This window comes from Variovorax sp. P2_H12 (assembly GCF_056403395.1).
The window spans coordinates 125,466-151,590 of record NZ_JBFUFO010000001.1 but is presented as its reverse complement, the minus strand read 5'-3'; the positions used below and the strand labels follow the sequence as shown (position 1 = coordinate 151,590).

Sequence of the window (26,125 nt, the reverse complement as noted above, 5' to 3'; positions counted from 1 at the left end):
GCAGACGCGGGCTTTTTTCGTCCGGAACTACAATGCGCGCATTCGCTGGGGGTGCTGGCCCGATCACTCGGGCCGGCTGAGATCACACCCTTTGAACCTGTTGTGCCACTGAGTGACTTTGGTGACTTGAGGTAATCCTCGCGCAGGGAAGCTGGTCCGGCGGCCGCCACGTTTCTCGCGCGGCGGTTCTGCTGCCGGCCTCGCCCACCTGCCAAACAATTTGCATGGGAGCAAATGGATGGCAAGAACGAACGACCCGACTGCGCCGCCCGGGGCCAATGAGGCACTGACGCCGCTGCGCGAATCCAGCCGCGTCTTCCAGTGGCACGACCACATGGCGCTGTGGTTCAGCCTCGGCGTCGGTCTGCTGGTGATGCAGATCGGCGCCTACCTGGTACCGGCGGTCGGAACCCGCGACGCCGTGCTCGCGATCGCGCTGGGCTCCTGCATCGGCGCCGGCCTGCTGGCCTGGACCGCGCGGCTGGGTTGCGAGAGCGGGCTGGCCAGCGCCGGGCTGATGAACGCAACCTACGGCAGCGCCTTCGCGCGCCTGCCGGTGATGCTCAACATCGTGCAGCTGATCGGCTGGACCACCTTCGAAATCGTGATCATGCGCGAAGGCACCCAGGCGATCGGCGGCCAGGCCTTCGGCGGGTCGCTCGGCGGCCCCCTGGGCACGGTGCTCACCACGCTGCTGTGGGGCGCGGTGCTGCTGGCCCTGCTCGCAGGCTCGATGGTCAAGCTGGTGAGGCGCTTCGTGAGCCGCTTCGGCCTGCCGCTGGTGGCGCTGTCGCTGGCCTGGCTGACCTGGCAGTTCGCGACCCGGCTCCATGCCAAGGGGCTGGAGGCTTTCTGGTTGCGGCCCGGCGACGGCAGCATGGGCATGTTCGGCGCCCTCGACCTGGTGATCGCGATGCCGGTCTCGTGGCTGCCGCTGGTGGCGGACTACGCGCGTCACGGCAAGCGCAGCACGGGTGGTCTGGGCGGCGCCTTCAATGGCACCTGGATCGGCTACGTGCTGGCCAACATCTGGTGCTATGCGCTCGGCGTGATGGTGGTGAGCGTCGCCGAACCCGGCACCAACCTGGTCGCGGCCCTGCTGCTGGCGCAGGGGGGCCTGGTGGCGCTGGGGCTGATCCTGATCGACGAACTCGACAACGCCTACGGCGACGTGTACTCAGGCTCGGTCTCGGCCCACAGCCTGCAGCCGCGCTGGAGCGTGCGCCGCTGGGGCCTGCTGCTGGCCTCGATCTGCATCGCCTTCGCACTGGTGCTGCCGATGCACTCGCTCGAACCCTTCCTGCTGCTGCTGAGCTCGGTCTTCGTGCCGCTCTACGGCGTGATCCTCGGACGGCTCGGCACCGGCAACGCACCGGTGCCGGTCGGCACGCGCCGCGTGGACCTGCCGGCGGCCGCGATCTGGATCTCCGGCATCGCGATCTACCACGCCTGCGCGGCCTGGGCCCCTCAGTGGGGCTCGGCGCTGCCGACCCTTGCGATCACCTTCGCGCTGGGCTGGATCACGCGCCAGTCGACGGCAGGCGGACGCTCGGCACTGGCGCAAAGCCGTGGTTGAGGGGACCGTGCCCCGCGCCGACTTTCACATCCGCCCCCGCCGCCATGGCGGCGACCACGTAGCCGCGCGCGCGCTCCACCGCCTGCGACAGCGCGAATCCGAGCGCCAGATGGGCGGCGATGGCCGACGACAAGGTGCAGCCGGTGCCGTGCAGGTTGCGGCTCTGGATGCGGGTCGAGGCCAGCTGCAGCCGCTCGCCGTCGGCCTCGGCCAGCAGGTCGACCACGTCGTCGCCCGGCAGGTGGCCGCCCTTGAGCAATACCGCGTTGGCACCGAGTGCGAGCAGTTCGGTGGCTGCATCGTCGAGCGCATCGACGCCGTCGATGGCATGGCCGATCAGCAGCGCCGCCTCGTCCAGGTTGGGGGTCACGACGGCCGCCCGCGGGAACAGTTCGCGCACCAGCACGGCCACCGTCTCGGCGGCGATCAGGCGGTCGCCGCTGGTGGCGACCATCACCGGATCGAGCACCACGTTCGGCAGCTTGTAGTGGTCGATCGCCCAGGCCACGACCTCGACGATCTCGGGCGCGTGCAGCATGCCGAGCTTGACCGCGTCGACGCCGATGTCCTCGACCACCGCCTGGATCTGCGCTTTCAAGAAAGCCGGCGGCACGCCATGGATGCCCGACACGCCGAGCGTGTTTTGCGCCGTCAACGCAGTGATCGCGGTCATGCCATAGCAGCCGAGCGCCGAGAAGGTCTTCAGGTCGGCCTGGATGCCGGCGCCCCCGCCGCTGTCGGAACCGGCGATCGAGAGTACGCGTGCGTAGCGAGAGAATGCAATGGTCATGTCCAAAATTATCGAGCAGGAAGGCTCCCCCCCAGGTTGCCCGCACTTCATGTCGGGCGCCCACCCCCCGCCGGGGGCAACACCGGCGGCCCGGCAAAGCCGGTTCCGCGGTGTTCCTGGAACGGGCAGCGAGATGGCGATGCATGAAGCACTGCCCTTCCGCTCAGCCGCCGTGCTCGGCGCCGGGCTCATGGGGCGCCTGCTCGCGCTGACGCTGGCGCAGGCGGGCTGCGAGGTCGACCTGTTCGAGGCCGGCGGACCGGAGGCCGAAGGCGCGGCCGCGCGGGTCGCCGCCGCCATGCTCGCGCCGCTCGCCGAATCGGCCGTGGCGCCGCCCGCCGTGGTCCGAATGGGGCACTACGCACTCGACCGCTGGCCGGCGTTGATCGCGCCGCTGGCCGCGCCCGTGTTCTTCCAGCGCGAGGGCACGCTCGTGCTGTGGCACCGCCAGGATGCCGCCGAGGCCGCCCGGCTCAAGCGCGTGCTCTCGCACACCGGCGAGCTGGTGCCCGAGCTGCCCGCCATGCAGGTGCTCGACGCTGCCGGCATCGAGGCCGCCGAGCCTTCGCTGGGCCGGCGCTTCGCGCAGGGCCTGCTGCTGCCCGATGAAGGCCAGCTCGACAACCGCGCGCTGCTCGCCTCGTTGCTCGCCACCTTGCAGGTACTGCCGAAGGTGCGCCTGCACTGGCATTCGCCGCGCACCGTCGACGACTTCGCGCCCGGCGGGCCGGGCCAGCCCGAGCGCGTGATCGACTGCCGCGGCCTCGGCGCCAAGCCGCAGTGGAATGCCCTGCGCGGCGTGCGCGGCGAAGTCATCCGCGTGCACGCACCCGAAGTGACGCTGCGCCGGCCGACGCGCCTGGTGCATCCGCGCTATCCGCTCTACATCGCGCCCAAGCCCGACCACCTGTTCGTGATCGGCGCGACCGAGATCGAATCGGACGACATGTCGCCGGCCAGCGTGCGCTCCACGCTCGAACTGCTGAGCGCCGCCTACGCAGTGCACAGCGGCTTCGCCGAAGCGCGCATCGTCGAGATCGCGACCCAATGCCGGCCGACCCTGCCCGACAACCTGCCGGCCGTGCGCCAGTTGCGCCCGAAGGTGATGCAGATCAACGGCCTCTACCGCCACGGCTTCATGATCGCGCCGGCGATCCTCGACGTCGCAATGGAACTGCTCGCGACCGATTGCTCCGCGCTCGCCGGCCGCTTCGGCCTCGCGACCCGCCTCGAATGACATCCATGAACCTCCGGATCAACGACACGCCCTGCACGCTGCCTGCCGACGCGAAGGTGGTGGACGCCCTCGCGCTCATCGACGCCAAGCCGCCGTTCGCGGTGGCCGTCAACCGCCAGTTCGTGCCGCGTTCGAACTACGCCTCGCATGCACTGCAGGCCGACGACCGCATTGAAGTGATCCGCCCCGTGACGGGCGGCTGAAAGAGAAGACCATGACCCTTGCCTCCGCCAACGACCCGCTCGTCCTCTACGGCCAGAGCTTCCAGAGCCGACTGCTGCTGGGCACCGCGCGCTATCCATCCCCCGACGTGCTCGAGGCAGCCGTCCGGCGCGCGCAGCCCGCGATGCTCACGGCGTCGCTGCGCCGCCAGACCGCGACCCCGAACGGCAGCGGCAGCGACAACGGCTTCTGGGACCTGCTGCGCCGGCTCGGCGTTCCGGTGCTGCCCAACACGGCCGGCTGTCACAGCGTGCAGGAAGCCATTGCCACGGCCCAGATGGCGCGCGAGTTGTTCGACACGCCCTGGATCAAGCTCGAACTGATCGGTGACGACTACACGCTGCAGCCCGACACGCTGAACCTGGTCGACGCCGCATCGCAACTGATCCGCGACGGCTTCCAGGTGCTGCCCTACTGCACCGAGGACCTGGTGCTGTGCCAGCGCCTGGTCGATGTCGGCTGCCAGGCCGTGATGCCCTGGGCCGCCCCGATCGGAACCGGCCGCGGGCCGGTCAATCCGTATGCCTTGCAGGTGCTGCGCGAGCGGCTCGCGGTGCCGCTGCTGGTCGATGCCGGCCTCGGCCTGCCGTCGCATGCCTGCCAGGTGATGGAGTGGGGCTACGACGGCGTGTTGCTCAACACCGCGGTGGCGCTGGCGCAGGACCCGGTCGCAATGGCCGGCGCGTTTGCCGATGCCGTGCAAGCCGGTCGCTGCGCGCATCACGCCGGCGCGATGGCGGCGCAGGATTCGGCCCAGCCGAGCACGCCGGTGCTGGGCACGCCGTTCTGGCATCACGCGTCTTCCCAATGATCCCGATGACCGACTCCCCTTCCATCGCGCGCGCCATCGTTGCGGCGCATGGGTCGCGCTTCGGCGAAGCGCCGAATGCAACCGCATCGTTCTCCTCGGACGACGTGCTCTACCAGGGCGTGAAGCAAGCCTGCGCAACGCTGGGTTTCATCGACATCGACGCCGAGTGCCTGGCACGCGCGTGGCGGGCGCAGACCGATCGCAGCGGCAGCTTCGATCCGCAAGCCTGGCCCGAATCGGCAGCCGATTTCGGGATGCGCCCCTTTCCGCCGACGACGCGCGACGATGCGTTTCCGCCCTGCCCGACGAAGCTCGGCCTCTATGCGGTACTGCCCGATGCGCAGTGGGTCGCACGCATGGCGCGCGCCGGCGTGCCGACGGTGCAGTTGCGCTTCAAGTCCGACGATGCAGCAGCCATCGAGCGCGAGGTGGTCGCGGCGGTCGAGGCGGTGCGCGGCACCGGCGCCCTGCTCTTCATCAACGACCATTGGCGCAGCGCGATCGCGGCGCGCGCCTACGGCCTGCATCTCGGACAGGAAGACCTCGATGCGCTGACACCCGAGGAACTGAAGACGATTCGGGCCTCCGGCCTTCGCCTGGGCGTCAGTACCCACGGCTACGCCGAGATGGTGCGCGCCGATGGCGCCAGCCCGAGCTACATCGCGATGGGCGCGGTGTACCCGACCACGCTCAAGCGGATGGCCACCGCACCACAAGGCATCGCGCGACTTGCCGCTTACGCGCGCCTCATGCACGGCTATCCGCAGGTCGGCATCGGCGGCGTCGACGAGCAGCGCATGCCCGAGGTGCTGGCGACCGGCGTCGGCTCGGTGGCCGTGGTGCGTGCCCTTGTGGCCGACCCGGAACCCGAAGCGGCGGCGGCCCGCTTGATGGCGCTCTGCATCGGCGCTTGAGCCCCCGCGCGTCACGACCCTCAAAAAAAGTTGAAGAAAAATATCGATTCGATCGGCGTCGACCAAAGAGCCCAAAAAAGGACGCTATAATCTGAGGCTTGTTCCTCGATAGCTCAGTTGGTAGAGCGCCGGACTGTTAATCCGTAGGTCCCTGGTTCGAGCCCAGGTCGAGGAGCCACTACACGCCGCAAGGCCACTGGATGCCCCGCTACTCAAAAGGTAGCGGGGCATTTTCGTTTGTGGCGCCTTATTTGGCAATCGCCAAATATCCAGTGTTATGAGCCTCCGCGAAGAAGGCCGTCCAGCCCCTGGGCTACTTCGACAGGGCGTGGCGATCAGGGATTTGGATTGACCGATGAATTTGACTGACGAAATGCTCGTGGCCGCGATGAAGGAAGCGATCAAGCAGGGCCTGGTGCCGAAGCATGCGGCCGACGAAGAGGCATACCTGAAGTACTGGCAGGCCGTCGAAGCGGTCGTGCGCGCAACGCTGGAGGCTGCCATCCGTTCCCGGCTGGAGGAAGACTCCGCCACGTAGGCTATGCAGCCGCGCAGGGACCACCAATGCGGCGGTCGATTGGGGTTCTCCACCAGCCCCGTGGACAGCCCTGTGGAAAACTGCATGCGAAACGTCGGGAATCGACTCCAGATGGGGCTTCCAACGCGATGCCTCAAAAACAGGCACTGTGGCGCCCGGACCGATTCGACTTGCGATGAGGTGATAGACCACGTCGTCCTCTCGGGGCCTTGTACGCGGGCTTGCGTCCGCGCACACTTGCGGCAGACCTCAAGGCCTGGAGGACTTGCAAGATGAAGCAGCACCCGGTCGCGGTCGTCGCGGATGGAGCGGTGAGCCATCCCTCTCCGGCGAAGAAAAGACCCTGCATCAAGCTGTCGCGCAATGGGCCCTATCTGGTCACCGTCGACGACCTGACAAACTCGAAAGGGGAGCGGCTCGATGGGTCGCACGGCATCGCGTTGTGTCGTTGCGGCGCGTCGAAGCGGAAGCCTTTTTGTGACAGCTCTCATATCCGCATCGGGTTTTCGGACGAGCGGCGCCCGGACCACACGCCTGATGGAGCCGTGGACTACCCAGGCGCCGCCATCGTCGTGAGTTTCAACCGTCTTCAGTGCTCGGCGTCGGAGCGGTGTGCGAAAGCCCTGCCGCTGGTCTTCCGCGAAGGGCGAACGCCCTGGATCCAGCCGGATCAGGCAGACGCGGACACCCTCATCGAGGTCGTTCGACGCTGCCCATCGGGCGCGCTTCGATACACACGCGATGGCCAATCCGGACCCAATGACGTGAATGCCCCGAGCATTCGTATCGCACGAAACGGCCCCTATGAAGTTCAGGGCTTTGATCTTGACACCGAGGCTTGGAGCGAAGGCGCCTCGCGTGAGCGCTTTACCCTGTGTCGCTGCGGCGGATCGAAGAACAAGCCGTTCTGCGACGGTACGCACCGGAGCATCGAATTTCAGGACGACGACAACTGAATGGTCGACGGCTTGCCATCGCTTTCAGAACAGGGATGGCTGCGGAGGGTCCTTCCTGACGCGCCCCGCCTTGGCCTTCGGCTCCTTGGGCGGCGGCGGTTCCGCCGTCATGGCCAGACGCTCGGCCGGGTACTGGTTCATGAAATCCATCGAGCGTTGCGCCGGTGCGTCGAGCCACTCTCCGTACTGCGCCTGCGGCAGGATCACGACCATCCGCTTGTCCTGCTGTTCGGGCGGCCGCTTCAGGTCCGGCCGGTGCATGAGCCGGAACAACGCGTGGTGGTCGGCATTGATCGTCAGCATGGTGAAGCTCAACTCCCAGGCATCCGTCTCCGGATTCCGCCACGGCGCCCACAGACCGGCCACGCCGAGCGTCTCGTCGTTGGCCGCGGTGAACCGCGTCGGGATGAAATCACCCGTGCGCCAGTCAGGCTCGTAGATCGCCTCGCACGGCACGATGCAGTGTCGGGCCTTCGCCCAGGCGTTCTTGAAGCTCGCCAGTTCGCGGACGGTCTCGGTGCGTGCGTTGTAGGTTTGAAGGCCGTACTTGGCGTCCTTCGCAAAGCCGGGCAGCAGCCCGAAACGCGCCTCCACCAGCTCGAAATCCGGCACGGCCTCATCGCCCGATCCGCGCTCGGGCGGCCGGCGGATGATCGGCGCCATCTGCGTGGGGTAGATGTGCAGGCCTCCAGGCGGCGGCTCCCAGTCGGGGGGCAGCGTGATCCCGAAGTGTTTTTCGATCTGCTTGCGGCGCTTCTCGGCCTGGTAGTGGCTGCACATCGGCAGATTGTGCTACTCCAGCAGCGGTTCGAGGCCGGGGGCCTTGTCGACCTCGGAGGGCTTGTAGAGTTTGTGCTGCGCCGCGGGTCCAATGGCGTCCGTGACCACCGCAAGGCGCCAGGGATCCCCTCGCTTTGCGCAGGCGCGCTCTTCGCCCGTGAGCTGGAAGCCTGCCATTCCTGCGGCAGTGCCCTTCACCGCGAGCTTGAGCAATGTGGCGCCCTTCTTGTCCGACACCTCGATGTCGTAGCCCAGCTTCTGACCGGCCACGTTCTCGGTCTTGTAGCCGTAGCCCGCGAAGTGACGCGTCAGGTAGTCCATCGCGGCCGCCTGCACCTCTTCTCGTGATGCCTGGCCAGATGGGGCTTCGGGCGCCGCGGCCGGAACGCTGCCCCGCGCCCGTGCGGCCAGCATGTCTTCTTCGGTCGGCAGCCACCCGCGCGGGCCGCGGACCAGGACCGCGATCTTCTGCTCGGGATCCCACGTCGCGATGTGCCACTCCTGGTCGTCCGGCACCCGCATCGAAACCTTGGCAGCCTTGTCGGTCTCCAGATCGGAAATAGCGACCCGGTTCGTCTGCAGGACAATCCTCAACCCCTGGCCCGCGTCCAGCGAGCGCTTGAGCAATTGGAGCCGGTCCTTGGCTCGCTGGATTTGCAGCGCACTTCGCTCGCCGCCGGCCAGCCGATGCTGCGTATCCAGGGACTCGAGATAGAACCATCGCCCGCCGGCTCCGATGCTCACGAACTCCGCCCACATGGTGGCGATGACGTTGTCGCCCGTTGCCAGCCAGGCGTGTTCGGACGCCTTCTCGCGCGCATCGAACACACCCATCTTGGCAATGATTTCGACGGGTGTGCGCTTCTCGCCCAGCAGGCGTTTTTCGTTGATGACCGCAAGTACCGCGGGGTCGACTTCTTTGTCCATTCGGAAGAATTCAAGTGTGTTGTGACCGCTTCAAGTATGCCGCGAAGCGCAGTGCAACTCTTCAGCAAATCCGCCATGGGGGATTTGGCGAGATCGCCAGAGTTGCTGTATACGGTGAGGCTGCTTTGGCGTACAAATACGCCGCAATCCAAGGAGTCAACATGCCTGCTTGCAGTCGTTCCGTGGCGGTCGCCATCGCCTTCGGCGCCATCGTCGGTGGTTGCGCCAACTACCAGCCCCCGGCAGTATTCGCCGGCTTCTCCTCGCCGCAGGTGTCGCGCACCAGCTGCATCGACGCCGTCTCCCGCGAGTACAAGGTGCCAAGGGCAAGCGTGACGCCGACCAGCGACGCGAGCACCATGAGGGAAGGCTTCTACGTCGTCACCCTCAGCATCGGAGCCGGACAACCGGCGATCAACTGCACCGTCAACGAGAACGGCGTCGTCTCCGACGTGATTCGCGCGCGCTGAGCGCCGCCCGTGGGGCCGGAGACCGGGTCAGTTCGCGAGCCTGGCTTCTTCTTGGAAGCCAGGATCGAACGATGGGTTCGACGCGAGAATCGTTCGATGCGACGACTTCTTGCGATTCTCCTGCTCACCCTGCCTCTTGCCATCCACGCCGCGCCGCAGACTTGCCTTGTCGTGGGCGTTTCGGACGGCGACACGCTCAAGGCGCGCTGCGGCCCGGGCGGACGCTACAGAGCGATCAAGGTCAGGCTCAACGGCATCGACGCGCCCGAGCGGCGTCAGCCCTTCGGCGAGCGCGCCAAGCGGGCCATGTCCAGCCTGGTCTACATGCGAGAGGCCGAACTCGACTGCATCGATGTCGATCGCTACGGACGCAGCGTCTGCAAGGTGATGGTGGCACCTGCCTCGGCGCCAGGCGGGCCCAAGACGCTGGACGCGGGCCTCGCGATGGTCACCCTCGGGATGGCCTGGTGGTACCGGACCTATGCCCGCGAACAAACGGCCCAGGAGCGCGGACAGTACGAGTTTGCCGAGGCGCAAGCCAGGGCGAATCGTGTCGGGCTCTGGCGCGATGCCGACCCGATGCCGCCGTGGGAGTGGCGCCACGCTGAGCGCGGCGATTGACGCACCGAGCCCGACTCAGTCCCGATCGCCGCGGTCATCCCAATCCCGGCGATGGTGATGCCGATGGCGCCAACGTCCGCCCGGTTCGTAGTAGCCCTGCACAGGTGGCCCGTAGTACACCGGCGCCGGACGGTCATACACCGGCGGCGGGTTGTAGTACGCAGGAGGAGCCGGCTGATAGTAGATCGGAGCCGGGCGCGAATAGACCGGTGCCGGCTCGTAGTACACGGGCCCAGGCTCGGCCACGCCGATCGACACACCGGGCACGTTGACGCCGACCGACCAGTTGACCTGGGCATTGGCCGACGCAGCAGCGAAAAGTGCACCGGCGGCCACGACACCGGCAGCAGCCCGTTTGAAGAAAGCAGATCGATCGACGTTCAAGGAGATTCCCCAGATGACGAGGGCGAAAATCGCCCCCTGTGCAGCACACAACGTGCGCCACCTCCAAGGGGCCTACGTCCACACGGTGAAGATGGTTGCCGAACGTGACAGCGGCAACCTGCGCAAGCGCCTTGACATCCGGCTCACCGGCTTGCGAACACCGGCACCGGGCAGAATCGGCGCATGAAAAAACGCCATGCAGCCGCCGTCGCCCTCCTCCTGCTCCTGGCTCTTGCGGCCTACTGGTACTGGTCGCCCTTCCTGGCCGTTCGCCAGTTGCAGCAGGCGGCGCAGCGTGCAGACGCTGAAGCCTTCAATGCACACGTCGACTATCCGAAGCTCCGCGAAAGCCTCAAGGGCCAGTTCTCCGTCCTGCTCGCGCAGAAGCTGGGTGCGCCCGGTGATGCGGGCAATCCGTTCGCAGCGCTGGGAAGCCTGATCGGGACCGGATTGGTCAATCAGCTGGTGGATGCGATGGTCCGGCCTGAAACGGTCATGGCCGCGATGCAAAACGGGAGGCTGGGCAAGGCGCCTTCCAAGCCCCCGGCTGCACCGACGCCTGCCGGCACGCCGGGCCCTGCAGGCGACGCCGCGCCCGAGAAGAAGGAGAAGGCCCGCTGGGTCATCGACCGCCAGGGCGCCAGCCAGATGACGGCCTATGCGGTCGATCCCGCAAAGCCCGACGAAACGAACGCCGATCGGCTGGCCCTGGTGTTCGAGCGCAGCGGCTTCGTCGACTGGAAGCTCACGGACATCCGGATGCCGGCGTCGACCTTCAGGAAGTAGTCCGGCGCACCCCAGGTCGGCGCCAGGCGTCCCCGTGGCGTGCGATCCATACGAAGTGGGGCCGCGTGAGGTCCCTCACGGCAGCGGCACGCCGCGTATCGTGTCGAGCGACTTCTTGATCTGATCGGCCATCTGGCGCTGTAGCGGTGACGGGTCCCGATGACTGAGCAGGTCGATCAGCCAGCCTCCGGCAACCAGGATCGCCAATGCGCCAAGGGTCAAGACCTCTGAGTCCATGCTGTGCTCCTGCAATCGTCAAGGGTCGGACTGTGCGCCAGAAATGCGCGTGCGGGCATCCTCCAAACGGAGGGTGTTGCCATCCGATCGGCGTTCGAGCTTGTTCCTTTCTTCCACGCCATCGGCGGGGCGAGGCTCAGGGTTTCGCGCCGAGCCTTTGCAAATCGATGTCCGTCAGCCGGCCCGGCACGGTCACGAGCCGGAGCGCTTCCGCAGGAGCGATCGGACCGTCCTGCGACAGGAAGCGGATCTGGTAGCCGCCGATCTTGACCTCGTCGCCGTTGCGCAGCACGACGGATTCCATCCGCTCGCCATTCACGTAGGTTCCGTTGTGGCTCTCCAAGTCGCGCAGCGTGAGCGCGTCGCCCACGGCCTCGAACACGGCATGGGAACGGCTCACGAGCGGGTTGTCCAGCACCAGGTCGCAGCTGTCGGCGCGACCGATGACGAAGGGGGTGTTCGTCAGGTTGACCTGCCTGGCCGAGCCATTCTTCTGCAGCACGATCAGTCTTGTCATATCCATGTCCTTTGATTGCTCTGAAGGCGGTGCCCCCTTCCGGCCTATGCCGCTTTGGGGGTGCCCTGCCCCCTTCGGAGAGATTGGCGAAAGAGCGGCAGCCGCGTACCTTCAGGATCATGCAACATCCCTTCACGCTCGCTGCCAGGTTTCTGCTGCCGTTCGCGGCGGTCGGCTTCCATCGCAGGTCCCCGGCGCGCAGCATCGCGCCGACACCGCCGCGGCTGGTGCTGCGTGGCCTGTCCCAGCAATGCACCATCCGCTCGCAGGCGGCGCGGGTGATCGCGGTCACGGCGCTGCATTTCGACGCCCGGGACCACTAACTTCCAGCGCGCTACAAGACCGAGTGGTCGGTCGTGAACATGCAGGAGTCCGGATCGTCGGACATGACCGCCGAATTGCCCAAGTCCGGCGAAGCGCTTTCGCCGATGCTCACCGGCGTCTTCGGCTTGCCGAACGGAGCGAGGCCTTGCAGCACGCGAAGTGCCGAGGCCCCCTGGATCAGGGCTTCCGAATAGTCCGGAACCCCTTGTGTCGAACAGTCGACAGGCCGGAATCCCAGGCATTCCTCGGACTCGGCCTGGACTGCTTCCATCAGAACCCAATGGAATTCGTTGGGCTCGAGTTCAAGAACAGTCAGTGCAATATCGCGAAGTGCCACCGGGAAACCCCTTATTCAGTTGTTGCCGGATTGTTACTGTTCGGTGTTTTTCATGCCAAGGCACTTTTGCACGGTGCCTTGACGATGAACCCGCGAACCGGCACTTTGTCGCACTTGGGCCCGCTACGCGCGGACCTGCTTCAGCCCAGGCGCACCGGCACGAAGATCTTGTTGCCGTCGCGCTGGATCAGCAAGGCCACCGACTTGTCGGCCTTCGCCACCACCTCGCGCACCTGCTCGATGCTCTTCGCCGGCGTGCCGTTGATGGCCAGCAGCACGTCGCCGGTCTGGACCCCGGCCAGCGCCGCCGGGCCGCCGACATCCGCGATCAGCAGACCGCCGTCGACGGCGGCCTCACGCTGCTCCTGCGGCTGCAGCGGGCGCAGTGCGAGGCCGAGCTTGCCCTGGTTGGCGCCACCCTCCTCGTTCTTCGCCACGGTGGCCGACTTCTCGGCCGCGTCGCCGAGCTTGGCGGAGATTTCTTCGCGCGCGCCCTGGCGCCAGATCTCGAGCGTGATCTTGCTGCCCGGCTTCTTCTGTCCGATCAGCGCCGGCAGGTCGCCCGAAGCGACGATGGATTCGCCGTCGACCTTGCGGATCACGTCGCCCGAGCGCAGGCCGGCCTGGTCGGCCGGGCCGCCCTTCTCGACGTTCGACACCAGCGCGCCTTCGGGCTTGTCCAGCTTGAACGAATCGGCGAAGGCCTGGTTCACTTCCTGCACCGCGACGCCGAGACGGGCATGGGTGGCGCGGCCGGTGGCGACGATCTGGTCCTTGACCTGCATCGCGACCTCGATCGGGATCGCGAACGACACGCCCTGGTAGCCGCCGCTGCGGCTGTAGATCTGCGAGTTGATGCCGACCACCTGGCCGCGGGTGTTCAACAGCGGGCCGCCCGAATTGCCGGGATTGATCGCGACGTCGGTCTGGATGAAAGGCACATAGCCGTCATCGGGCAGCGAGCGGCCCTTGGCGCTGACAACGCCGGCGGTCACGGTGTTCTCGAAGCCGAACGGCGAGCCGATCGCGAGCACCCATTCACCGGCCTTCAGTTCCTTGGTGTTGCCCACGGAGAGCACCGGCAGGTTCTTGGCCTCGATCTTGATCACGGCGACGTCGGTCTTGGGGTCGGAGCCCAGCACCTTGGCGCTGAACTCGCGGCGGTCGGTCAGCTTGACCGTGACTTCCTTGGCGTCCTTGACGACGTGGGCGTTGGTCAGAATGATGCCGTCGGCGCTCAGGATGAAGCCCGAGCCCTGGCCGCGCACCGGGGTCTCGCGCTGCGGCTGCTGCTGGCCGCGCGGGCCCTGGCCGCCGCCGAAGCGGCGGAAGAACTCGTACATCGGATCGTCCGGGTCCATCTGCGGGCCGCCCTGCGCGCCGGCGGTCTTGGTGCTGCCGGTGACGCTGATGTTGACCACCGCCTGGCCGTCGCGCGCGGTGATGGTGGAGAAGTCGGGCATGGTCACCACCGGGGCGGTGGTGCCGGCGACGGCAACAGGTTGCGCCGGCGGCGCGGCCACTGCACGGGCGCTGGTGTAGGCGCCGGTACCGACGGCACCGATCACGCCGGCGGCTGCCAGCGAAAGCACGAGCGCGCGGGGCGAGGTCAAACCGGTTTTCATCAGGAATCCTTTCGAGTGTTGGAAGAGAGCACGAAAGGAATGTCGGGCCGGACCCTTAAAAAGGGCTTAAAGCTCGCCCCCAGGTTGGCTCACTTCGTGTAGCCGCCCACCCCCTACCGGGGGCAACACCGGCGGCCCGGCAAAGCCGGTTCCGCGGTGTTTCACCAACGGGCCTGGCTGCGCCGGCCGGGTCCACGCTCCGCGTCGGCCTGGAGTTAGCTCAGTTCGGAAAGTGCACCAGAACGCGCAGGCCGCCGAGGGGGGAGCGGTCGAGCGACACGGTCGCGGCGTGAAGGTCGGCGATCGACTTGACGATCGCCAGACCCAGGCCGCTGCCGGGGGCCTGGGCTTCGCCCACGCGATAGAAACGATCGAGAACGCGCTCGCGCTCGCTCTCGGGCAAGCCGGGTCCGCTGTCTTCCACGCTCAGCTCGATCCCGCCCGCACCGGCCGCGATTCCGAGGTCGACGCGACCGCCGGGAGGCGTGTACTTGACCGCGTTGTCGAGCAGGTTGCGCAGCAAGGTGCGCAGCGCTTCGGGCTGGCCCTGCACCGTGGCCGGGTCGGCCCGCGCGATGCCGATATCGATGTCGCGCGCCTGCGCCGCGGCCACGACGTCGGAAATGGCCAGGCGTGCCACCTCGGGCAGGCTGACGCGTTCCGGCTGCGCCCCGGCTGCCGCGCTGGCCTCGTGGCGCGCCAGCGCCAGCATCTGCTCGACCAGCCGCGTCGCACGGTCGATGCCGGCCGCCAGGCGGGCCACGGCGAGTTCGCGGGTCGCGTCGTCGCCCGCCCGCTGCAGGCCCTGGACCTGGAGCTTGAGCGCCGCCAGCGGGGAGCGCAATTCGTGTGCGGCATCGGCGACGAAATGCTTCTGGGCCTCGAAGGCCTGGCGCACACGCACGAACAGCAGGTTCAATTCGTGCACCAGCGGACGCACCTCCTCGGGCAGGTCGCCTTCGCTGAGCGGCGACAGGTCGTCGGCCTGCCGTGCGGCCACCTGCCGGCGCACGCGCGCCACCGGCGCCAGCGAGCGGCTCACGACCCACCAGACGACCAGCATCAGCAGCGGCGCCGCCAGCACGATCGGGCCGACGGTGCGCAGCGCCAGCGTGCCCGCCATCCGGCGGCGCGCCGCCATGTCCTGCGCGACCTGGATCACCAGTGCGCCGGTCGCCAGCGAGAACACCCGGTACGTGGTGCCGCGCGCCTGCACGTTCGAGAAGCCGAGCACCGCGCGCTGCGGCAGCGCGGCCTGGGCCGCCGATTCGAAGATCCGGATGCCGTCCAGCGTCCAGACCTGGACGATGAATTCGAAGTTCTCCTCGCCGCCGCCAAGGCCGCCGACCGCGGAACTGGGCGGCAGCCCGGCCCGCAGCGACAGTGCCATCTGACGCATGTGGTGATCGAAGATGCCGTCGGCCTCCTCCAGCACCGCGCGGTAGGCCACGAAGGCCTGCGTGCTGGCCGCGAGCACGATCGCCGCCAGCAGGAACCACAACAGGCGCGCCCTCAGCGATTTCATGGGCCCCCACGCTCTGTGCTGCACTTCCTCGCTGCCCGCCGAAGGGATGCTCGCTGGCTTGGGGCGGCCCGGCCCGGCGCTCGTCATTCCTTGGGCACCATGTAGCCCACCCCGCGCACGTTGCGGATCAGGTCGGCACCGAGCTTCTTGCGCAGCCCGTGCACGTAGACCTCGACCGCATTGCTGCTGATCTCGTCCTTCCAGCTGTAGAGCTTCTCCTCGAGCTGGGCGCGCGACAGCACCATGCCGGGCCGGGCCAGCAGCGATTCGAGCACCGCCCATTCGCGCGCCGAAAGCAGCACCGGCCGGCCGCCCACCGTGACCTCGCGAGTGGCCGGATTGACGCTCACGCCCATGTGTTCATAGACCGGCTCGGCCCGACCCGAGGCGCGCCGCAGCAGCGCCCGGATCCGCGCCAGCAGCTCGTCGAGGTCATAGGGCTTGAGCACGTAGTCGTCGGCGCCGGCATCGAGCCCCTCGATGCGCTGCTGGACCGAGTCGCGCGCGGTCGCGATCAGCACCGGCATGCGCTGCTTGCGGGCGCGCAGGGCGCGCAGCACGTCCAGGCCGTCGCGCCGCGGCACGCCGAGGTCGAGAAGCACCAGGTCGTATTGCTGGGTGCGCAGCGCGGTGTCGGCGGCGTCGCCGTCCTTGACCCAGTCGACCGCGTACCGCTCCGCGCGCAGCAGGTCGAGCACGGCTTCGCCGATCATCACGTCGTCTTCGAGCAGCAGCAGTCGCATGGTTCATTGATCCGCGTTGGGCTGCCGAGATGGTAGCGGCTCACAACAGCGCCCGGACCTCTCGCGCCGCCTCGAACAGGAGCGGCAGCAGGTCGCGGCGCAGGGCCTCCTCCTGATGCCGGCCGCCGGACAGCACCACGTTGAGCGCCGCCACGGTGCGCCCCTGCATGTCGCGCAGCGGCACCGCCAGCGCCTGCACGCCGAGTTCGTGTTCCTCGCTGGCGAAGCAGAAATCGTCCTTGCGCGCCTGCGCGATGCGCTGTCGCAGCAGGCGCACCTCGGTGATGGTCTGGGGCGTCAGTCGCGACAGCCGGCGGGCCTTGAGCCACTGCGTGAGCTCGGCCGGGCTCAGCGCGGCCAGCAGCACCCGGCCGGTCGAGGTCGCATGGGCCGGCAGCCGGGCGCCGAGATGCAGGCCATAGGCCAGCACGCGCGTCGGCGCTCCGTAGCTGCCGCTGCGCGCGACGATGACCACTTCCTCGCCGTCGAGCACCACGGCCGAGAACGACTCCTGCGTCTGCGCCGCGAGCCGGTTCAGGGTCGGCTGCAGCGCCCGCGGCAGCCGCGACGAGGCCAGGTAGCTGCCCGAGAAGCGCAGCACCTTGGGCGCCATCCAGAAGTAGCTGCCGTCGGTCTCGAGGTAGCCCAGGTGGGCCAGCGTCAGCAGGTGCCGCCGGGCGGCCGCACGGGTCAGGCCAGCGCGCTCGGCCGCCAGGGTGGCGTTGAGCCGCTGGCGCTCGGTGTCGAAGCTCTCGAGCACGGCCATGCCCTTGGCGATGCCCTCGATGAAGTCTGCTTTTGCAATGGTCATGGAACGAACTGTTGCGCGATCATCGCGCAGGTGGTTTCATGATCGCACAGAGCCGCGCATCGCGGCGCCCCGGATCGGCCTGACCGCCCTACGCTTGCCCGACCGCAACAGGAGACACGCATGCGAACACAAGTCGCCATCATCGGCGCAGGCCCCTCCGGCCTTTTGCTCGGCCAACTGCTCTACAAGGCCGGCATCGACAACGTCATCATCGAGCGCCAGACCGGCGACTACGTGCTGGGACGCATCCGCGCCGGCGTGCTCGAGCAGATCACGATGGACCTGCTGGCGCGCGCCGGCGTCGACGCGCGGGCCAAGGCCGAGGGGCTGCCGCACGAGGGCATCGAGCTGCTGTTCAAGGGCGCCCGGCACCGCATCGACATGCACGGCCTGACGGACGGCAAGCAGGTCACGGTCTACGGCCAGACCGAGGTGACGCGCGACCTGATGGAGGCGCGCCAGGCCGAAGGGCTCACGACGATCTACAGCGCATCCTCGGTCAGCCTGCACGACTTCGACGGCGCCCGGCCCCGCGTGCGCTACGAGAAGGACGGCGCCACGCACGAGATCGAATGCGACTTCATCGCCGGCTGCGACGGCTACCACGGGGTCAGCCGCGCCAGCGTGCCGGCCGAGGCGCTTCACACCTACGAGAAGATCTACCCCTTCGGCTGGCTCGGCGTGCTGGCCGACGTGCCGCCGGTGTCGCACGAGCTGATCTACGCCAACACCTCGCGCGGCTTTGCCCTGTGCAGCATGCGCAGCGCCTCCCGCAGCCGCTACTACGTGCAGGTGCCGACCGAGGAGAAGGTCGAGAACTGGAGCGACGAGGCCTTCTGGAACGAGCTGCGCCTGCGGCTCGACCCGGAAGCGCGCGAACGCCTCGTGACCGGGCCTTCGCTCGAGAAGAGCATCGCGCCGCTGCGCAGCTTCGTCGCCGAGCCGATGCGCTTCGGGAGCCTCTTCCTGGCCGGCGATGCGGCCCACATCGTGCCGCCCACCGGGGCCAAGGGCTTGAACCTGGCGACCGCCGACGTCGGCTACCTGTCGCGCGCGCTGGAGATCTACTACCGCGAGAAATCGGCCTCCGCGCTCGACCGCTACTCCGATCTCTGCCTGCGCCGGGTCTGGAAGGCCGAGCGCTTCTCGTGGTGGTTCACCTCGCTGATGCACCGTTTTCCGGACACCGGCGAGTTCGGCCAGAAGATCCAGGAAGCCGAGCTCGACTACCTGGTGCACTCCCGCGCCGCCTCGACCTCGCTGGCCGAGAACTACGTCGGGCTGCCGCTCGAGGACTTCTGACACGCGGCGGCGTCAGGCCGCCTGCATCAAACGCCAGATCCGGTCCGGCGTCAGCGGCATGTCCAGGTGCGGCGCCCGCCCGGCCATGCCGTTGCGCGCCAGGGCGTCCGCGACTGCGTTCACCACCGCCGGCGTGGCGCCGATGGTGCCGAGCTCGCCGACGCCCTTCACGCCCAGCGGGTTGTTCTTGCACGGCGTCGACTCGTCCATCTCCATGCGAAACATCGTGTCGATGATGTCGGCGCGCGGCGCCGCGTAGTCCATCAAGCTGCCGGTCAGCGGCTGGCCGGTCTCGGCGTCGTAGACCACCCGCTCGCACAGCGCCTGGCCGATGCCCTGCACTGCGCCGCCTTCGAGCTGGCCGCGCACGATCAGGGGATTGACCACGCGGCCGACATCGTTGACGGAGGCGTAGCTCAGCACGCTGATCTCGCCGGTCGGCGGATCGAGTTCGACTTCGGTGATGTGGCAGCCGTTGGGCCAGGTCGGGCCCGAGACGGTGCTGGTCGAGTCGACGAAGATCTCCCCTTCCGGCTGCTTGCCGGCCAGCGTGAACAGGTCGAGCTGAAGGTCGGTGCCCGCCACCTTGAAGACACCGGCGGCGTAGTCGATGTCGGCGGCGGCCACCTCGAGTTCCTTGGCGGCCAGTTCACGGCACTTGTCGATGGTGCGCTCGGCGCCGACCCGCACCGCCGAGCCGCCGGTGAACAGCGAGCGCGACCCGGCGCTGCCGAAGCCGTCGCCGCGGTCGGTGTCGCCCAGCACGATGTGCACCTGCTCGATCGGCACGCCGAAGGCGTCCACCACCAGCTGCGCCAGCGTGGTCGCGATCCCCTGTCCCATGGCGTTGACCGCCGAGAACACCTCGATGATGCCGTCGGGCCGCACCGAGACCGTGACGCGTTCCTCGAACACGTTGCCGCCGGTCCATTCGAGGAAGGTGGCGATGCCGAGGCCTCGCACCCGCCCCTGCTTCTTCGATTCGGCGGCCCGGGCCTCGAAGCCCTGCCAGTCGGCCAGCGCCAGCGCCTGGTTCATCACCGATTCGAAGGCGCCGGTGTCGTAGACCTGCTTCATCGGGTTGGTGTAGGGCATCTGCTCCGGCCGGATGAAGTTGCGCCGGCGCAGTTCGATCCGGTCGATGCCGGTCTGGCGCGCGGCCTCGTCCATCAGCCGCTCGATGGTGTAGATCGCCTCGGGCCGGCCGGCGCCGCGGTAGGCACCGGTCGGCGCGGTGTGGGTCAGCACTGCCTTGAAGTGGAAATCGATGGTCTGGATGTCGTAGACGCTGGTCTGGACCCAGGGGCCGATCAGGAGCTGGATCGCGACCCCGGTACCGGTCGCGTAGGCGCCGACATTGGCGTGGGTCTTGATGCGCAGGCCGAGGATCTTGCCGTCGGCGGCCAATGCGAGTTCGGCCCGTGCCTCGATGTCTCGGCCATGCGAGGTCGAAATGAACTCCTCGCTGCGATCGGCCACCCACTTGACCGGCCGGCGCAACGCCCGCGCCGCGAAGGCGATCGCGAGGTCCTCGGGATAGGCGCCGGTCTTCATGCCGAATCCGCCGCCGACATCGCCCACCACCACCCGCACTTTTTGCTTCGCGAGACCGAGCGCGTCGCATACCGAGTCGCGCACACCCGAGGGCATCTGCGTGCTCATGCGGATCGTGATCCGGTCGGAGGCGGCATCGAAGTCGGCCAGCACGGTGCGCGGCTCGATCGTGAGCGCGACCACACGCTGGTTGACGACGTCGAGCGCCACCACGTGGCTGGCCTTGGCGAAGGCCGCGGCGGTCGCCTCGGCGCTTCCGTGGCGCATCTCGGCGGCGATGTTGCCGGTGGCCGGTTCCCAGACCTGAACCGCGCCTTCGGCGATGGCGCCCTGGAGGTCGACCACCATCGGCAGCGACTCGTAGTCGACCATCACCGCCTCGGCCGCGTCGCGCGCCTGCGAAGCCGTTTCGGCGATCACCATCGCCACCGGCTCACCCACGAAACGGACCCGGTCGAGCGCCAGCACATGGCGCGGCGGCGTCGCGCAATCGGCGCCGTCGGCGCGTTTGAAGGCCGCGGCGCCCGGCATCGGCTTGACGCCGGCCCGGGCCAGATCGGCGCCCGTGAAAACGCCCACCACTCCAGGCATGGCGGCGGCGGCCGCAGTGTCGACCGACGCCAGCCGGGCGTGCGGATACGGGGAACGCACGAAACACAGCCAGGTCTGGCCCGGCAGGGTGAAGTCGTCGGTGTAGCGGCCGGTGCCGGCCAGCAGCTTCTCGTCTTCCAGCCGCCTGACGGCCTGGCCGCTGCCGAAGCGCATGGGGTTCGTGTCAGTAGTCACCGTGGTCCTTTGTCTTGATCATTTCTTCGCAAGCGCGACAACGACTATATGGGCTTCCGGAGCATTCGGCATGCGGCCATGCCGAGAGCCTCGAAGCCGTGTATACCTTCGACCATGCAACTGCCCTGGCTCGACCCCGGTGACCCCCTGCCCGATGCCGCCCTCGCCTGGGGCGAATCCGACCCCGTGCCCGGCCTGCTGGCGGCCGGCGGAGGACTGGATGTCGCCAGCCTGCTGCAGGCCTACCGCAGCGGCATCTTCCCGTGGTTCAGCGAGGGCCAGCCCATCCTCTGGTGGAGTCCCGATCCACGCATGGTGCTCGATGTCTCGCGCTTCGCGCTGCACCGGTCGCTGCGCAAGACGCTCGAGCGCTTCCGGCTCGCCGGGGGCTGCGAGATCCGCATCGACCATGGCTTCGAAGCCGTGATCTCGGCCTGCTCGAAGGCCCCCCGGCCCGGCCAGTCCGGCACCTGGATCCTGCCTGAGATGGTGGCCGCCTACACCGCACTGCACCGTGCCGGACATGCCCACAGCGTCGAGACCTGGATCGACGGCGAACTCGCGGGCGGCCTCTACTGCGTCGCGATCGGGCGCGCGGTGTTCGGCGAATCGATGTTCACGCGCCGGCCCGATGCCTCCAAGATCGCGCTGGCGGCGCTGGTCGCGTTCTGCCGGCGGCACGGGCTCGCGATGATCGACTGCCAGCAGAAAACCAGCCATCTCGCCAGCCTCGGCGCCCGCGAAATGCCGCGCGAGGACTTCGTGTCGCACGTCGCCCACGCCCGCGCGCTGAGCGCCCCTCGCTGGCGCTTCGAGCCCGTATACTGGACCGAACTCCTGCCTGCGCGAACCTCCTTCCCGACGTGACGCACCTCAAGGATCTCCCGCTCCACACGCTGCAGTTCTACGCAACGGCGCCCTATCCGTGCAGCTATCTGCCGGACCGGCAGGCACGTTCGCAGGTCGCCACGCCCAGCCACCTGATCCACAACGACGCCTACTCGGACCTGGTGCTGAACGGCTTCCGGCGCAGCGGCATGTTCACCTACAGGCCCTATTGCGACGGCTGCAGCGCCTGCGTGCCACTGCGCGTGCTGGTCAACGAATTCAAGCCCACCCGCAGCCAGCGCCGGGCCTGGTCGCGCCATGCCGGCCTGCAGGCACGGGTGCTCAAGCTGTGCTTCGTGCCCGAGCACTACCAGCTCTACCTGCGCTACCAGAACGGCCGTCACTCGGGCGGCGGCATGGACCACGACAGCATCGACCAGTACACCCAGTTCCTGCTGCAGAGCCGGGTCAACTCGCGGCTCGTGGAGTTCCGCGAGACGCTGCCGGACGGCAGCGCCGGCGCGCTCAAGATGGTGTCGATCCTCGACGTGCTGAACGACGGGCTGTCGGCGGTCTACACCTTCTACGAGCCCGAGCCGGGCGCGGGCTATGGCAACTACAGCGTGCTGTGGCAGATCGACCAGGCACGCCAGCTCGAGTTGCCTCACGTCTATCTCGGCTACTGGATCGAAGGCAGTTCCAAGATGACCTACAAGGCCCGCTATGCACCGCATGAAGTGCTGATCGACGGGCGCTGGCAGGCACCCAACCATTTCACCAAGTAAAATGGCGACCGGCCTCCAACCGCGTTGCACATGAGAAAACCACAATCCGACGTTCCAGCCACGCCCGTGATCCAGGTCATCGAGCGGATGTTCTCGCTCATTGACGTGCTGGCGTCCCGTGAAGAAGCGATTTCCCTCAAGGAGATCAGCGAAAAGACGGGGCTGCACCCATCCACCACCCACCGGATCCTCAACGACCTGGCGGTCGGCCGTTTCGTCGACCGTCCCGAGGCCGGCAGCTACCGGCTCGGCATGCGCCTGCTCGAACTCGGCAACCTGGTCAAGGGGCGGCTCAACGTGCGCGACGCCGCGCTGACGCCGATGCGCGAGTTGCACAAGCTGACCCAGCAGCCAGTGAATCTCAGCATGCGCCAGGGTGACGAGATCGTCTACATCGAGCGCGCGTACAGCGAGCGTTCCGGCATGCAGGTGGTGCGCGCCATCGGCGGCCGCGCCCCGCTGCACCTGACCTCCACCGGCAAGCTGTTCCTGGCGGCGGACGAGCCGCAGCGCATCCGCAGCTATGCCACCCGCACCGGGCTGGCCGGCCACACGCGCAACAGCATCACGCAGCTGCCGGCGCTGGAGCGCGAGCTGTCGAAGGCCCGCCAGTACGGCATCGCGCGGGACAACGAGGAACTCGAGCTCGGCGTGCGCTGCATGGCCGCCGGCATCTACGACGATCAGGGAAAGCTGGTCGCCGGGCTGTCGATCTCGGCACCGGCCGACCGGCTGGACGAGGGCTGGCTGCCGAAACTTCAGGCCACAGCCAACGAGATCTCCAGCGCGCTCGGCTTCAAGGCCGACCAGCCGGCGGCCGCCTGAGACATCGCGGGACAGACCAAGAAACTGCGCAGCAGTTTTTGCTCTGTCCTCAACTGATCAGAAGACCCCCCGCTCCCCCCCGCCCTCAGCTCGCAGCGTGCGCGAAGCTCTGCTGCAGGCCGGGGTTGCTGCGGGAGGTGGCTTCGACCCAGCGGCGAACGCGTTCGGCGTCGCCGATGCGGCTGAGCTTGCCGGCCGAATCGAGGAACACCATGATCAGCTTGCGGCCGGCGATCTTGGTCTGCATCACCAGGCATTGACCGGCTTCGGAGATGTAGCCGGTCTTCTGGACGCCGATGTCCCAATCCGGGCTCTTGACGAGCCGGTTGGTGGTGTTGAACTGCAGCACGCGGTTGCCGACTTCCACCTGATATTCCGGCGAGGTCGAGAGCTGACGCACGGTGGCGTCGGCATAGGCGGCGTTCACCAGCAACGCCAGATCCTGGGCGCTCGACTGGTTGCGGCTCGAGAGGCCGGTCGGCTCGACGTAGCGCGTGTCCTTCATGCCGAGCATCTTGGCCTTGGCGTTCATGACGCTCACGAACGTGGCCAGCCCGCCGGGATAGGTGCGGCCCAGGGCATGGGCGGCGCGGTTCTCGCTCGACATGAGGGCCAGGTGCAGCAGTTCGCCACGCGGCAGCATGGTGCCGATGTTCAGGCGCGAGCGGCTTCCCTTCTCGGTGTCGACATCGTCCTGCGTGATCGTGATCAGTTCATCCGACGGCAGCTTGGCCTCGCTGATCAGGAGACCGGTCATGAGCTTGGTCAGCGACGCGATCGGCAGCACCGCATGGTCGTTCTTGCTGAACAGGACTTCCTGGGTGTCCTGGTCGATCACCAGGGCCACGCTGGACTTCAGGTCGAGCGCGTCTTCCGTGCTGTGCAGCCCGGCCATCTGGCCGAAGGATTGGCGCGCCGGCGCGGCTTCCGTCACACGGACCACCGAGCGGCGCTGCACGGCGACGACGGTCCGGCCGTTTTTCTGCCGGATCGATGCGACCACGTTGCGCCCGCCACTCACCACCTTGTCGGCTTTGTCAACCTTCGCGACTTGCCTGGAACCCGCCTCGCGCTTCGAAGCCGCTGCTTTTCGCTTCGCATCCTCGCTCACCGACGTCTTCTTGGAAGCTTTCTTCGATTCCGTCGCGGCGTTCGCGCCGGGCAAGAAAAACGCCGTGGCGCAGAGCACGACGGCGGCGAGGCGAAGGGCGGGAAGGAACCGCTGGCTGGAAACTCGGTAGGAACGGGCTTCAGGCATTTAATATTCTCCAGCGGCGACAAAAGGTCACCACAGTGTATCGAAATCAAAAAAGACACGCAATATCAGTTACTTGCACCCTCTTCTTCAATCGAAAACAAGGAGCACCGTAAAACCTAACCTTGTGCAGCAACTCTCTCAGCTTGGCTCTGTAACTTGTTGAGAGCACTTATGTATGCTTTTGCCGACGCGACCACGATGTCGGGGTCGGCACCGACCCCGTTGACCACCCGGCCGGCATTCTGCAAGCGCACCGTCACCTCCCCCTGGCTCTCCGTCGATCCGCTGATCGCATTGACCGAATAAAGCACCATTTCGGCCCCGCTCTTGACATGGGACTCGATCGCCTTCAGTGACGCATCCACGGGACCGTTCCCGTCGGATTCGCCGGTGACCTCTTTGCCCTGCACAGTGAACACGATCCGCGCGTGGGGGCGCTCACCTGTTTCACTATGTTGCGACAAAGATACAAAGCCGAACTGCTCAGCAACGTGCGAGAGTGCCTCGTCGCTGACAAGCGCGAGGATGTCTTCATCAAATATTTCGCTCTTGCGGTCGGCGAGCTCCTTGAAACGCGAGAACGCGGCGTTGATGTCGGCCTCGCTCTCCATCTCGACGCCCAGATCCTGCAGCCGCTGCTTGAAGGCGTTGCGGCCGCTGAGCTTGCCCAGCACGATCTTGTTGGCGCTCCAGCCGACGTCCTCGGCGCGCATGATCTCGTAGGTGTCGCGGGCCTTCAGCACGCCGTCCTGGTGGATGCCCGAAGCATGGGCGAAGGCGTTGGCGCCCACCACTGCCTTGTTCGGCTGCACCACGAAGCCGGTGGTCTGGCTGACCATGCGGCTGGCGGCCACGATGTGGCGCGTGTCGATGCCGACATCGAGCCCGAAGTAGTCCTTGCGGGTCTTCACCGCCATCACGATCTCCTCGAGCGAGCAGTTGCCGGCGCGCTCGCCCAGGCCATTGATGGTGCATTCCACCTGCCGGGCGCCACCGATCTTCACGCCGGCGAGCGAATTGGCCACCGCCATGCCGAGGTCGTTGTGGCAGTGGACCGACCAGACGGCCTTGTCGCTGTTCGGGATGCGCTCGCGCAGCGACTTGATGAAGTTGCCGTACAGCTCGGGAACCGCATAACCCACGGTATCCGGTACGTTGATGGTGGTCGCGCCCTCGTGGATGACGGCTTCGATCACCCGGCAGAGGTAGTCGGGGTCGCTGCGATAGCCGTCCTCGGGGCTGAACTCGACGTCGGCCACCAGGTTGCGCGCGAAGCGCACCGCGAGGCGGGCCTGCTCGAACACCTCGTCGGGCGTCATGCGCAGCTTCTTCTCCATGTGCAGCGGCGAGGTCGCAATGAAGGTGTGGATGCGCCCGTTGGCCGCGCCCTTGAGCGCCTCGGCCGCGCGCGAGATGTCGCGGTCGTTGGCGCGCGACAGGCCGCACACGGTCGAGTCCTTGATCGCGTGGGCGATCGCGCTGACCGCGTCGAAGTCGCCATTCGAGCTGGCCGGGAAGCCGGCCTCGATGACATCGACCCGCAGCCGCTCGAGCTGGCGCGCGATGCGCAGCTTCTCGTCCTTGGTCATGGAGGCACCAGGCGACTGTTCGCCGTCGCGCAGGGTGGTGTCGAAAATAATCAGTTTGTCGGCCATC

General features: G+C 67.5%; 30 protein-coding genes and 1 tRNA gene. 17 read left to right on the top strand and 14 right to left on the bottom strand.

Annotation, left to right across the window (positions count from 1 at the left end; genetic code table 11):
* Positions 1-238 precede the first annotated feature (238 nt).
* Positions 239-1,576, top strand: a complete 1,338-nt coding sequence (locus tag AC1DYK_RS00805; protein ID WP_478164527.1) for a purine-cytosine permease family protein — start codon at positions 239-241, stop codon at positions 1,574-1,576.
* Here the strand turns inward: AC1DYK_RS00805 and thiD are convergent.
* Positions 1,521-2,366 carry a bifunctional hydroxymethylpyrimidine kinase/phosphomethylpyrimidine kinase gene (thiD, locus tag AC1DYK_RS00800; protein ID WP_478164526.1) on the bottom strand — a complete coding sequence of 282 codons (846 nt, stop codon included), beginning with the start codon at positions 2,364-2,366 and terminating at the stop codon, positions 1,521-1,523. The genes AC1DYK_RS00805 and thiD overlap by 56 nt on opposite strands.
* A 139-nt stretch (positions 2,367-2,505) precedes the next feature.
* Between thiD and AC1DYK_RS00795 the strand changes: the two genes are divergently transcribed.
* From AC1DYK_RS00795 to AC1DYK_RS00765, 7 genes are all read left to right on the top strand, one after another.
* Positions 2,506-3,603 carry an FAD-dependent oxidoreductase gene (locus tag AC1DYK_RS00795; protein ID WP_478164525.1) on the top strand — a complete coding sequence of 366 codons (1,098 nt, stop codon included), beginning with the start codon at positions 2,506-2,508 and terminating at the stop codon, positions 3,601-3,603.
* Positions 3,604-3,608: 5 nt separating this feature from the next.
* On the top strand, positions 3,609-3,806 hold the full coding sequence (thiS, locus tag AC1DYK_RS00790) for a sulfur carrier protein ThiS (RefSeq protein ID WP_478164524.1): 198 nt from the start codon (positions 3,609-3,611) through the stop codon (positions 3,804-3,806).
* An 11-nt stretch (positions 3,807-3,817) separates the two neighbouring features.
* Entirely contained in the window at positions 3,818-4,636 is an 819-nt protein-coding gene (locus AC1DYK_RS00785; RefSeq protein WP_478092600.1) for a thiazole synthase, read from the top strand.
* 5 nt (positions 4,637-4,641) lie between these two features.
* Positions 4,642-5,550, top strand: coding sequence for a thiamine phosphate synthase (locus AC1DYK_RS00780; RefSeq protein WP_478164523.1), 909 nt, complete (start codon positions 4,642-4,644; stop codon positions 5,548-5,550).
* 102 nt (positions 5,551-5,652) lie between these two features.
* Positions 5,653-5,728, top strand: a tRNA-Asn gene (locus AC1DYK_RS00775).
* A gap of 177 nt (positions 5,729-5,905) precedes the next feature.
* On the top strand, positions 5,906-6,088 hold the full coding sequence (locus AC1DYK_RS00770; RefSeq protein ID WP_478164522.1) for a hypothetical protein: 183 nt from the start codon (positions 5,906-5,908) through the stop codon (positions 6,086-6,088).
* Positions 6,089-6,360: 272 nt separating this feature from the next.
* Positions 6,361-7,044: a CDGSH iron-sulfur domain-containing protein gene (locus AC1DYK_RS00765; RefSeq protein ID WP_478164521.1), complete on the top strand. Its 684-nt coding sequence runs from the start codon at positions 6,361-6,363 to the stop codon at positions 7,042-7,044.
* A gap of 24 nt (positions 7,045-7,068) precedes the next feature.
* On the opposite strand, the gene AC1DYK_RS00760 is transcribed toward AC1DYK_RS00765, so the two are convergent.
* Positions 7,069-7,824, bottom strand: coding sequence for an SOS response-associated peptidase (locus tag AC1DYK_RS00760; RefSeq protein WP_478164520.1), 756 nt, complete (start codon positions 7,822-7,824; stop codon positions 7,069-7,071).
* Between the two features lie 12 nt (positions 7,825-7,836).
* A complete protein-coding gene (locus AC1DYK_RS00755; protein WP_478164519.1) occupies positions 7,837-8,751 on the bottom strand; it encodes a protein NO VEIN domain-containing protein in 915 nt (304 codons plus the stop codon).
* 161 nt (positions 8,752-8,912) lie between these two features.
* Between AC1DYK_RS00755 and AC1DYK_RS00750 the strand changes: the two genes are divergently transcribed.
* Both AC1DYK_RS00750 and AC1DYK_RS00745 read left to right on the top strand, forming a co-directional pair.
* A complete protein-coding gene (locus tag AC1DYK_RS00750; protein ID WP_478164518.1) occupies positions 8,913-9,221 on the top strand; it encodes a hypothetical protein in 309 nt (102 codons plus the stop codon).
* Between the two features lie 96 nt (positions 9,222-9,317).
* Positions 9,318-9,842, top strand: coding sequence for a thermonuclease family protein (locus AC1DYK_RS00745; protein ID WP_478164517.1), 525 nt, complete (start codon positions 9,318-9,320; stop codon positions 9,840-9,842).
* Between the two features lie 15 nt (positions 9,843-9,857).
* Here the strand turns inward: AC1DYK_RS00745 and AC1DYK_RS00740 are convergent, their stop codons facing one another.
* A complete protein-coding gene (locus AC1DYK_RS00740; RefSeq protein WP_478164516.1) occupies positions 9,858-10,178 on the bottom strand; it encodes a hypothetical protein in 321 nt (106 codons plus the stop codon).
* A 19-nt stretch (positions 10,179-10,197) separates the two neighbouring features.
* Here AC1DYK_RS00740 and AC1DYK_RS00735 point away from each other — a divergent pair, with 19 nt between their 5' ends.
* Both AC1DYK_RS00735 and AC1DYK_RS00730 read left to right on the top strand, forming a co-directional pair.
* Positions 10,198-10,413 (top strand): hypothetical protein, encoded by a 216-nt coding sequence (locus AC1DYK_RS00735; RefSeq protein WP_478164515.1) that lies wholly within the window; start codon positions 10,198-10,200, stop codon positions 10,411-10,413.
* Positions 10,410-11,012, top strand: coding sequence for a DUF2939 domain-containing protein (locus AC1DYK_RS00730; RefSeq protein WP_478164514.1), 603 nt, complete (start codon positions 10,410-10,412; stop codon positions 11,010-11,012). The genes AC1DYK_RS00735 and AC1DYK_RS00730 overlap by 4 nt, the downstream gene beginning before the upstream one ends.
* A 75-nt stretch (positions 11,013-11,087) precedes the next feature.
* Here the strand turns inward: AC1DYK_RS00730 and AC1DYK_RS00725 are convergent, their stop codons facing one another.
* Together AC1DYK_RS00725 and AC1DYK_RS00720 are read right to left on the bottom strand one after the other, a co-directional pair.
* The gene (locus AC1DYK_RS00725; protein ID WP_478091973.1) at positions 11,088-11,249 is read right to left on the bottom strand and encodes a hypothetical protein; all 162 of its coding nucleotides are present in this window, start codon (positions 11,247-11,249) and stop codon (positions 11,088-11,090) included.
* 136 nt (positions 11,250-11,385) lie between these two features.
* Complete coding sequence (locus AC1DYK_RS00720; RefSeq protein WP_478164513.1) at positions 11,386-11,766, bottom strand: FHA domain-containing protein; 381 nt, start codon at positions 11,764-11,766, stop codon at positions 11,386-11,388.
* Positions 11,767-11,885: 119 nt separating this feature from the next.
* Between AC1DYK_RS00720 and AC1DYK_RS00715 the strand changes: the two genes are divergently transcribed.
* Positions 11,886-12,089 carry a hypothetical protein gene (locus tag AC1DYK_RS00715; protein WP_478091976.1) on the top strand — a complete coding sequence of 68 codons (204 nt, stop codon included), beginning with the start codon at positions 11,886-11,888 and terminating at the stop codon, positions 12,087-12,089.
* An 11-nt stretch (positions 12,090-12,100) separates the two neighbouring features.
* Here the strand turns inward: AC1DYK_RS00715 and AC1DYK_RS00710 are convergent, their stop codons facing one another.
* The 5 genes from AC1DYK_RS00710 to AC1DYK_RS00690 all read right to left on the bottom strand — a co-directional run bounded on the left by AC1DYK_RS00710 (position 12,101) and on the right by AC1DYK_RS00690 (position 17,131).
* Positions 12,101-12,427, bottom strand: coding sequence for a hypothetical protein (locus AC1DYK_RS00710; RefSeq protein WP_478164512.1), 327 nt, complete (start codon positions 12,425-12,427; stop codon positions 12,101-12,103).
* 140 nt (positions 12,428-12,567) lie between these two features.
* Entirely contained in the window at positions 12,568-14,052 is a 1,485-nt protein-coding gene (locus AC1DYK_RS00705) for a Do family serine endopeptidase (protein WP_478164511.1), read from the bottom strand.
* A 220-nt stretch (positions 14,053-14,272) separates the two neighbouring features.
* Entirely contained in the window at positions 14,273-15,577 is a 1,305-nt protein-coding gene (locus tag AC1DYK_RS00700; protein ID WP_478164510.1) for an ATP-binding protein, read from the bottom strand.
* Positions 15,578-15,660: 83 nt separating this feature from the next.
* Positions 15,661-16,320 carry a response regulator gene (locus AC1DYK_RS00695; RefSeq protein ID WP_478164509.1) on the bottom strand — a complete coding sequence of 220 codons (660 nt, stop codon included), beginning with the start codon at positions 16,318-16,320 and terminating at the stop codon, positions 15,661-15,663.
* Between the two features lie 40 nt (positions 16,321-16,360).
* On the bottom strand, positions 16,361-17,131 hold the full coding sequence (locus AC1DYK_RS00690) for an IclR family transcriptional regulator domain-containing protein (RefSeq protein WP_478164508.1): 771 nt from the start codon (positions 17,129-17,131) through the stop codon (positions 16,361-16,363).
* Between the two features lie 120 nt (positions 17,132-17,251).
* Between AC1DYK_RS00690 and pobA the strand changes: the two genes are divergently transcribed.
* On the top strand, positions 17,252-18,433 hold the full coding sequence (gene pobA / locus AC1DYK_RS00685; protein ID WP_478164507.1) for a 4-hydroxybenzoate 3-monooxygenase: 1,182 nt from the start codon (positions 17,252-17,254) through the stop codon (positions 18,431-18,433).
* A 12-nt stretch (positions 18,434-18,445) separates the two neighbouring features.
* On the opposite strand, the gene AC1DYK_RS00680 is transcribed toward pobA, so the two are convergent.
* A complete protein-coding gene (locus AC1DYK_RS00680; RefSeq protein ID WP_478164506.1) occupies positions 18,446-20,773 on the bottom strand; it encodes a xanthine dehydrogenase family protein molybdopterin-binding subunit in 2,328 nt (775 codons plus the stop codon).
* A gap of 114 nt (positions 20,774-20,887) precedes the next feature.
* Between AC1DYK_RS00680 and aat the strand changes: the two genes are divergently transcribed.
* The 3 genes from aat to AC1DYK_RS00665 are packed head-to-tail and all read left to right on the top strand — an operon-like array spanning position 20,888 to position 23,211.
* Positions 20,888-21,640: a leucyl/phenylalanyl-tRNA--protein transferase gene (gene aat, locus AC1DYK_RS00675; RefSeq protein WP_478164505.1), complete on the top strand. Its 753-nt coding sequence runs from the start codon at positions 20,888-20,890 to the stop codon at positions 21,638-21,640.
* Complete coding sequence (locus AC1DYK_RS00670; RefSeq protein WP_478164504.1) at positions 21,637-22,386, top strand: arginyltransferase; 750 nt, start codon at positions 21,637-21,639, stop codon at positions 22,384-22,386. The genes aat and AC1DYK_RS00670 overlap by 4 nt, the downstream gene beginning before the upstream one ends.
* A 30-nt stretch (positions 22,387-22,416) precedes the next feature.
* Positions 22,417-23,211 carry an IclR family transcriptional regulator gene (locus AC1DYK_RS00665; RefSeq protein ID WP_478164503.1) on the top strand — a complete coding sequence of 265 codons (795 nt, stop codon included), beginning with the start codon at positions 22,417-22,419 and terminating at the stop codon, positions 23,209-23,211.
* A gap of 85 nt (positions 23,212-23,296) precedes the next feature.
* Here the strand turns inward: AC1DYK_RS00665 and AC1DYK_RS00660 are convergent, their stop codons facing one another.
* Positions 23,297-24,469, bottom strand: a complete 1,173-nt coding sequence (locus AC1DYK_RS00660; protein ID WP_478164502.1) for a serine hydrolase — start codon at positions 24,467-24,469, stop codon at positions 23,297-23,299.
* 116 nt (positions 24,470-24,585) lie between these two features.
* On the bottom strand, positions 24,586-26,124 hold the full coding sequence (locus AC1DYK_RS00655; RefSeq protein WP_478156766.1) for a 2-isopropylmalate synthase: 1,539 nt from the start codon (positions 26,122-26,124) through the stop codon (positions 24,586-24,588).
* Position 26,125 lies beyond the last annotated feature (1 nt).

Bases quoted from the DNA above. Each gene is read 5' to 3' on its own strand.
- AC1DYK_RS00805 (WP_478164527.1), top strand. From the start codon at position 239: ATGGCAAGAACGAACGACCCGACTGCGCCGCCCGGGGCCAATGAGGCA.
- thiD (WP_478164526.1), bottom strand. From the start codon at position 2,366: ATGACCATTGCATTCTCTCGCTACGCACGCGTACTCTCGATCGCCGGT.
- AC1DYK_RS00795 (WP_478164525.1), top strand. From the start codon at position 2,506: ATGCATGAAGCACTGCCCTTCCGCTCAGCCGCCGTGCTCGGCGCCGGG.
- thiS (WP_478164524.1), top strand. From the start codon at position 3,609: ATGAACCTCCGGATCAACGACACGCCCTGCACGCTGCCTGCCGACGCG.
- AC1DYK_RS00785 (WP_478092600.1), top strand. From the start codon at position 3,818: ATGACCCTTGCCTCCGCCAACGACCCGCTCGTCCTCTACGGCCAGAGC.
- AC1DYK_RS00780 (WP_478164523.1), top strand. From the start codon at position 4,642: ATGACCGACTCCCCTTCCATCGCGCGCGCCATCGTTGCGGCGCATGGG.
- AC1DYK_RS00770 (WP_478164522.1), top strand. From the start codon at position 5,906: ATGAATTTGACTGACGAAATGCTCGTGGCCGCGATGAAGGAAGCGATC.
- AC1DYK_RS00765 (WP_478164521.1), top strand. From the start codon at position 6,361: ATGAAGCAGCACCCGGTCGCGGTCGTCGCGGATGGAGCGGTGAGCCAT.
- AC1DYK_RS00760 (WP_478164520.1), bottom strand. From the start codon at position 7,824: ATGTGCAGCCACTACCAGGCCGAGAAGCGCCGCAAGCAGATCGAAAAA.
- AC1DYK_RS00755 (WP_478164519.1), bottom strand. From the start codon at position 8,751: ATGGACAAAGAAGTCGACCCCGCGGTACTTGCGGTCATCAACGAAAAA.
- AC1DYK_RS00750 (WP_478164518.1), top strand. From the start codon at position 8,913: ATGCCTGCTTGCAGTCGTTCCGTGGCGGTCGCCATCGCCTTCGGCGCC.
- AC1DYK_RS00745 (WP_478164517.1), top strand. From the start codon at position 9,318: ATGCGACGACTTCTTGCGATTCTCCTGCTCACCCTGCCTCTTGCCATC.
- AC1DYK_RS00730 (WP_478164514.1), top strand. From the start codon at position 10,410: ATGAAAAAACGCCATGCAGCCGCCGTCGCCCTCCTCCTGCTCCTGGCT.
- AC1DYK_RS00725 (WP_478091973.1), bottom strand. From the start codon at position 11,249: ATGGACTCAGAGGTCTTGACCCTTGGCGCATTGGCGATCCTGGTTGCC.
- AC1DYK_RS00720 (WP_478164513.1), bottom strand. From the start codon at position 11,766: ATGACAAGACTGATCGTGCTGCAGAAGAATGGCTCGGCCAGGCAGGTC.
- AC1DYK_RS00715 (WP_478091976.1), top strand. From the start codon at position 11,886: ATGCAACATCCCTTCACGCTCGCTGCCAGGTTTCTGCTGCCGTTCGCG.
- AC1DYK_RS00705 (WP_478164511.1), bottom strand. From the start codon at position 14,052: ATGAAAACCGGTTTGACCTCGCCCCGCGCGCTCGTGCTTTCGCTGGCA.
- AC1DYK_RS00700 (WP_478164510.1), bottom strand. From the start codon at position 15,577: ATGAAATCGCTGAGGGCGCGCCTGTTGTGGTTCCTGCTGGCGGCGATC.
- AC1DYK_RS00695 (WP_478164509.1), bottom strand. From the start codon at position 16,320: ATGCGACTGCTGCTGCTCGAAGACGACGTGATGATCGGCGAAGCCGTG.
- AC1DYK_RS00690 (WP_478164508.1), bottom strand. From the start codon at position 17,131: ATGACCATTGCAAAAGCAGACTTCATCGAGGGCATCGCCAAGGGCATG.
- pobA (WP_478164507.1), top strand. From the start codon at position 17,252: ATGCGAACACAAGTCGCCATCATCGGCGCAGGCCCCTCCGGCCTTTTG.
- aat (WP_478164505.1), top strand. From the start codon at position 20,888: ATGCAACTGCCCTGGCTCGACCCCGGTGACCCCCTGCCCGATGCCGCC.
- AC1DYK_RS00665 (WP_478164503.1), top strand. From the start codon at position 22,417: ATGAGAAAACCACAATCCGACGTTCCAGCCACGCCCGTGATCCAGGTC.
- AC1DYK_RS00660 (WP_478164502.1), bottom strand. From the start codon at position 24,469: ATGCCTGAAGCCCGTTCCTACCGAGTTTCCAGCCAGCGGTTCCTTCCC.
- AC1DYK_RS00655 (WP_478156766.1), bottom strand. From the start codon at position 26,124: ATGGCCGACAAACTGATTATTTTCGACACCACCCTGCGCGACGGCGAA.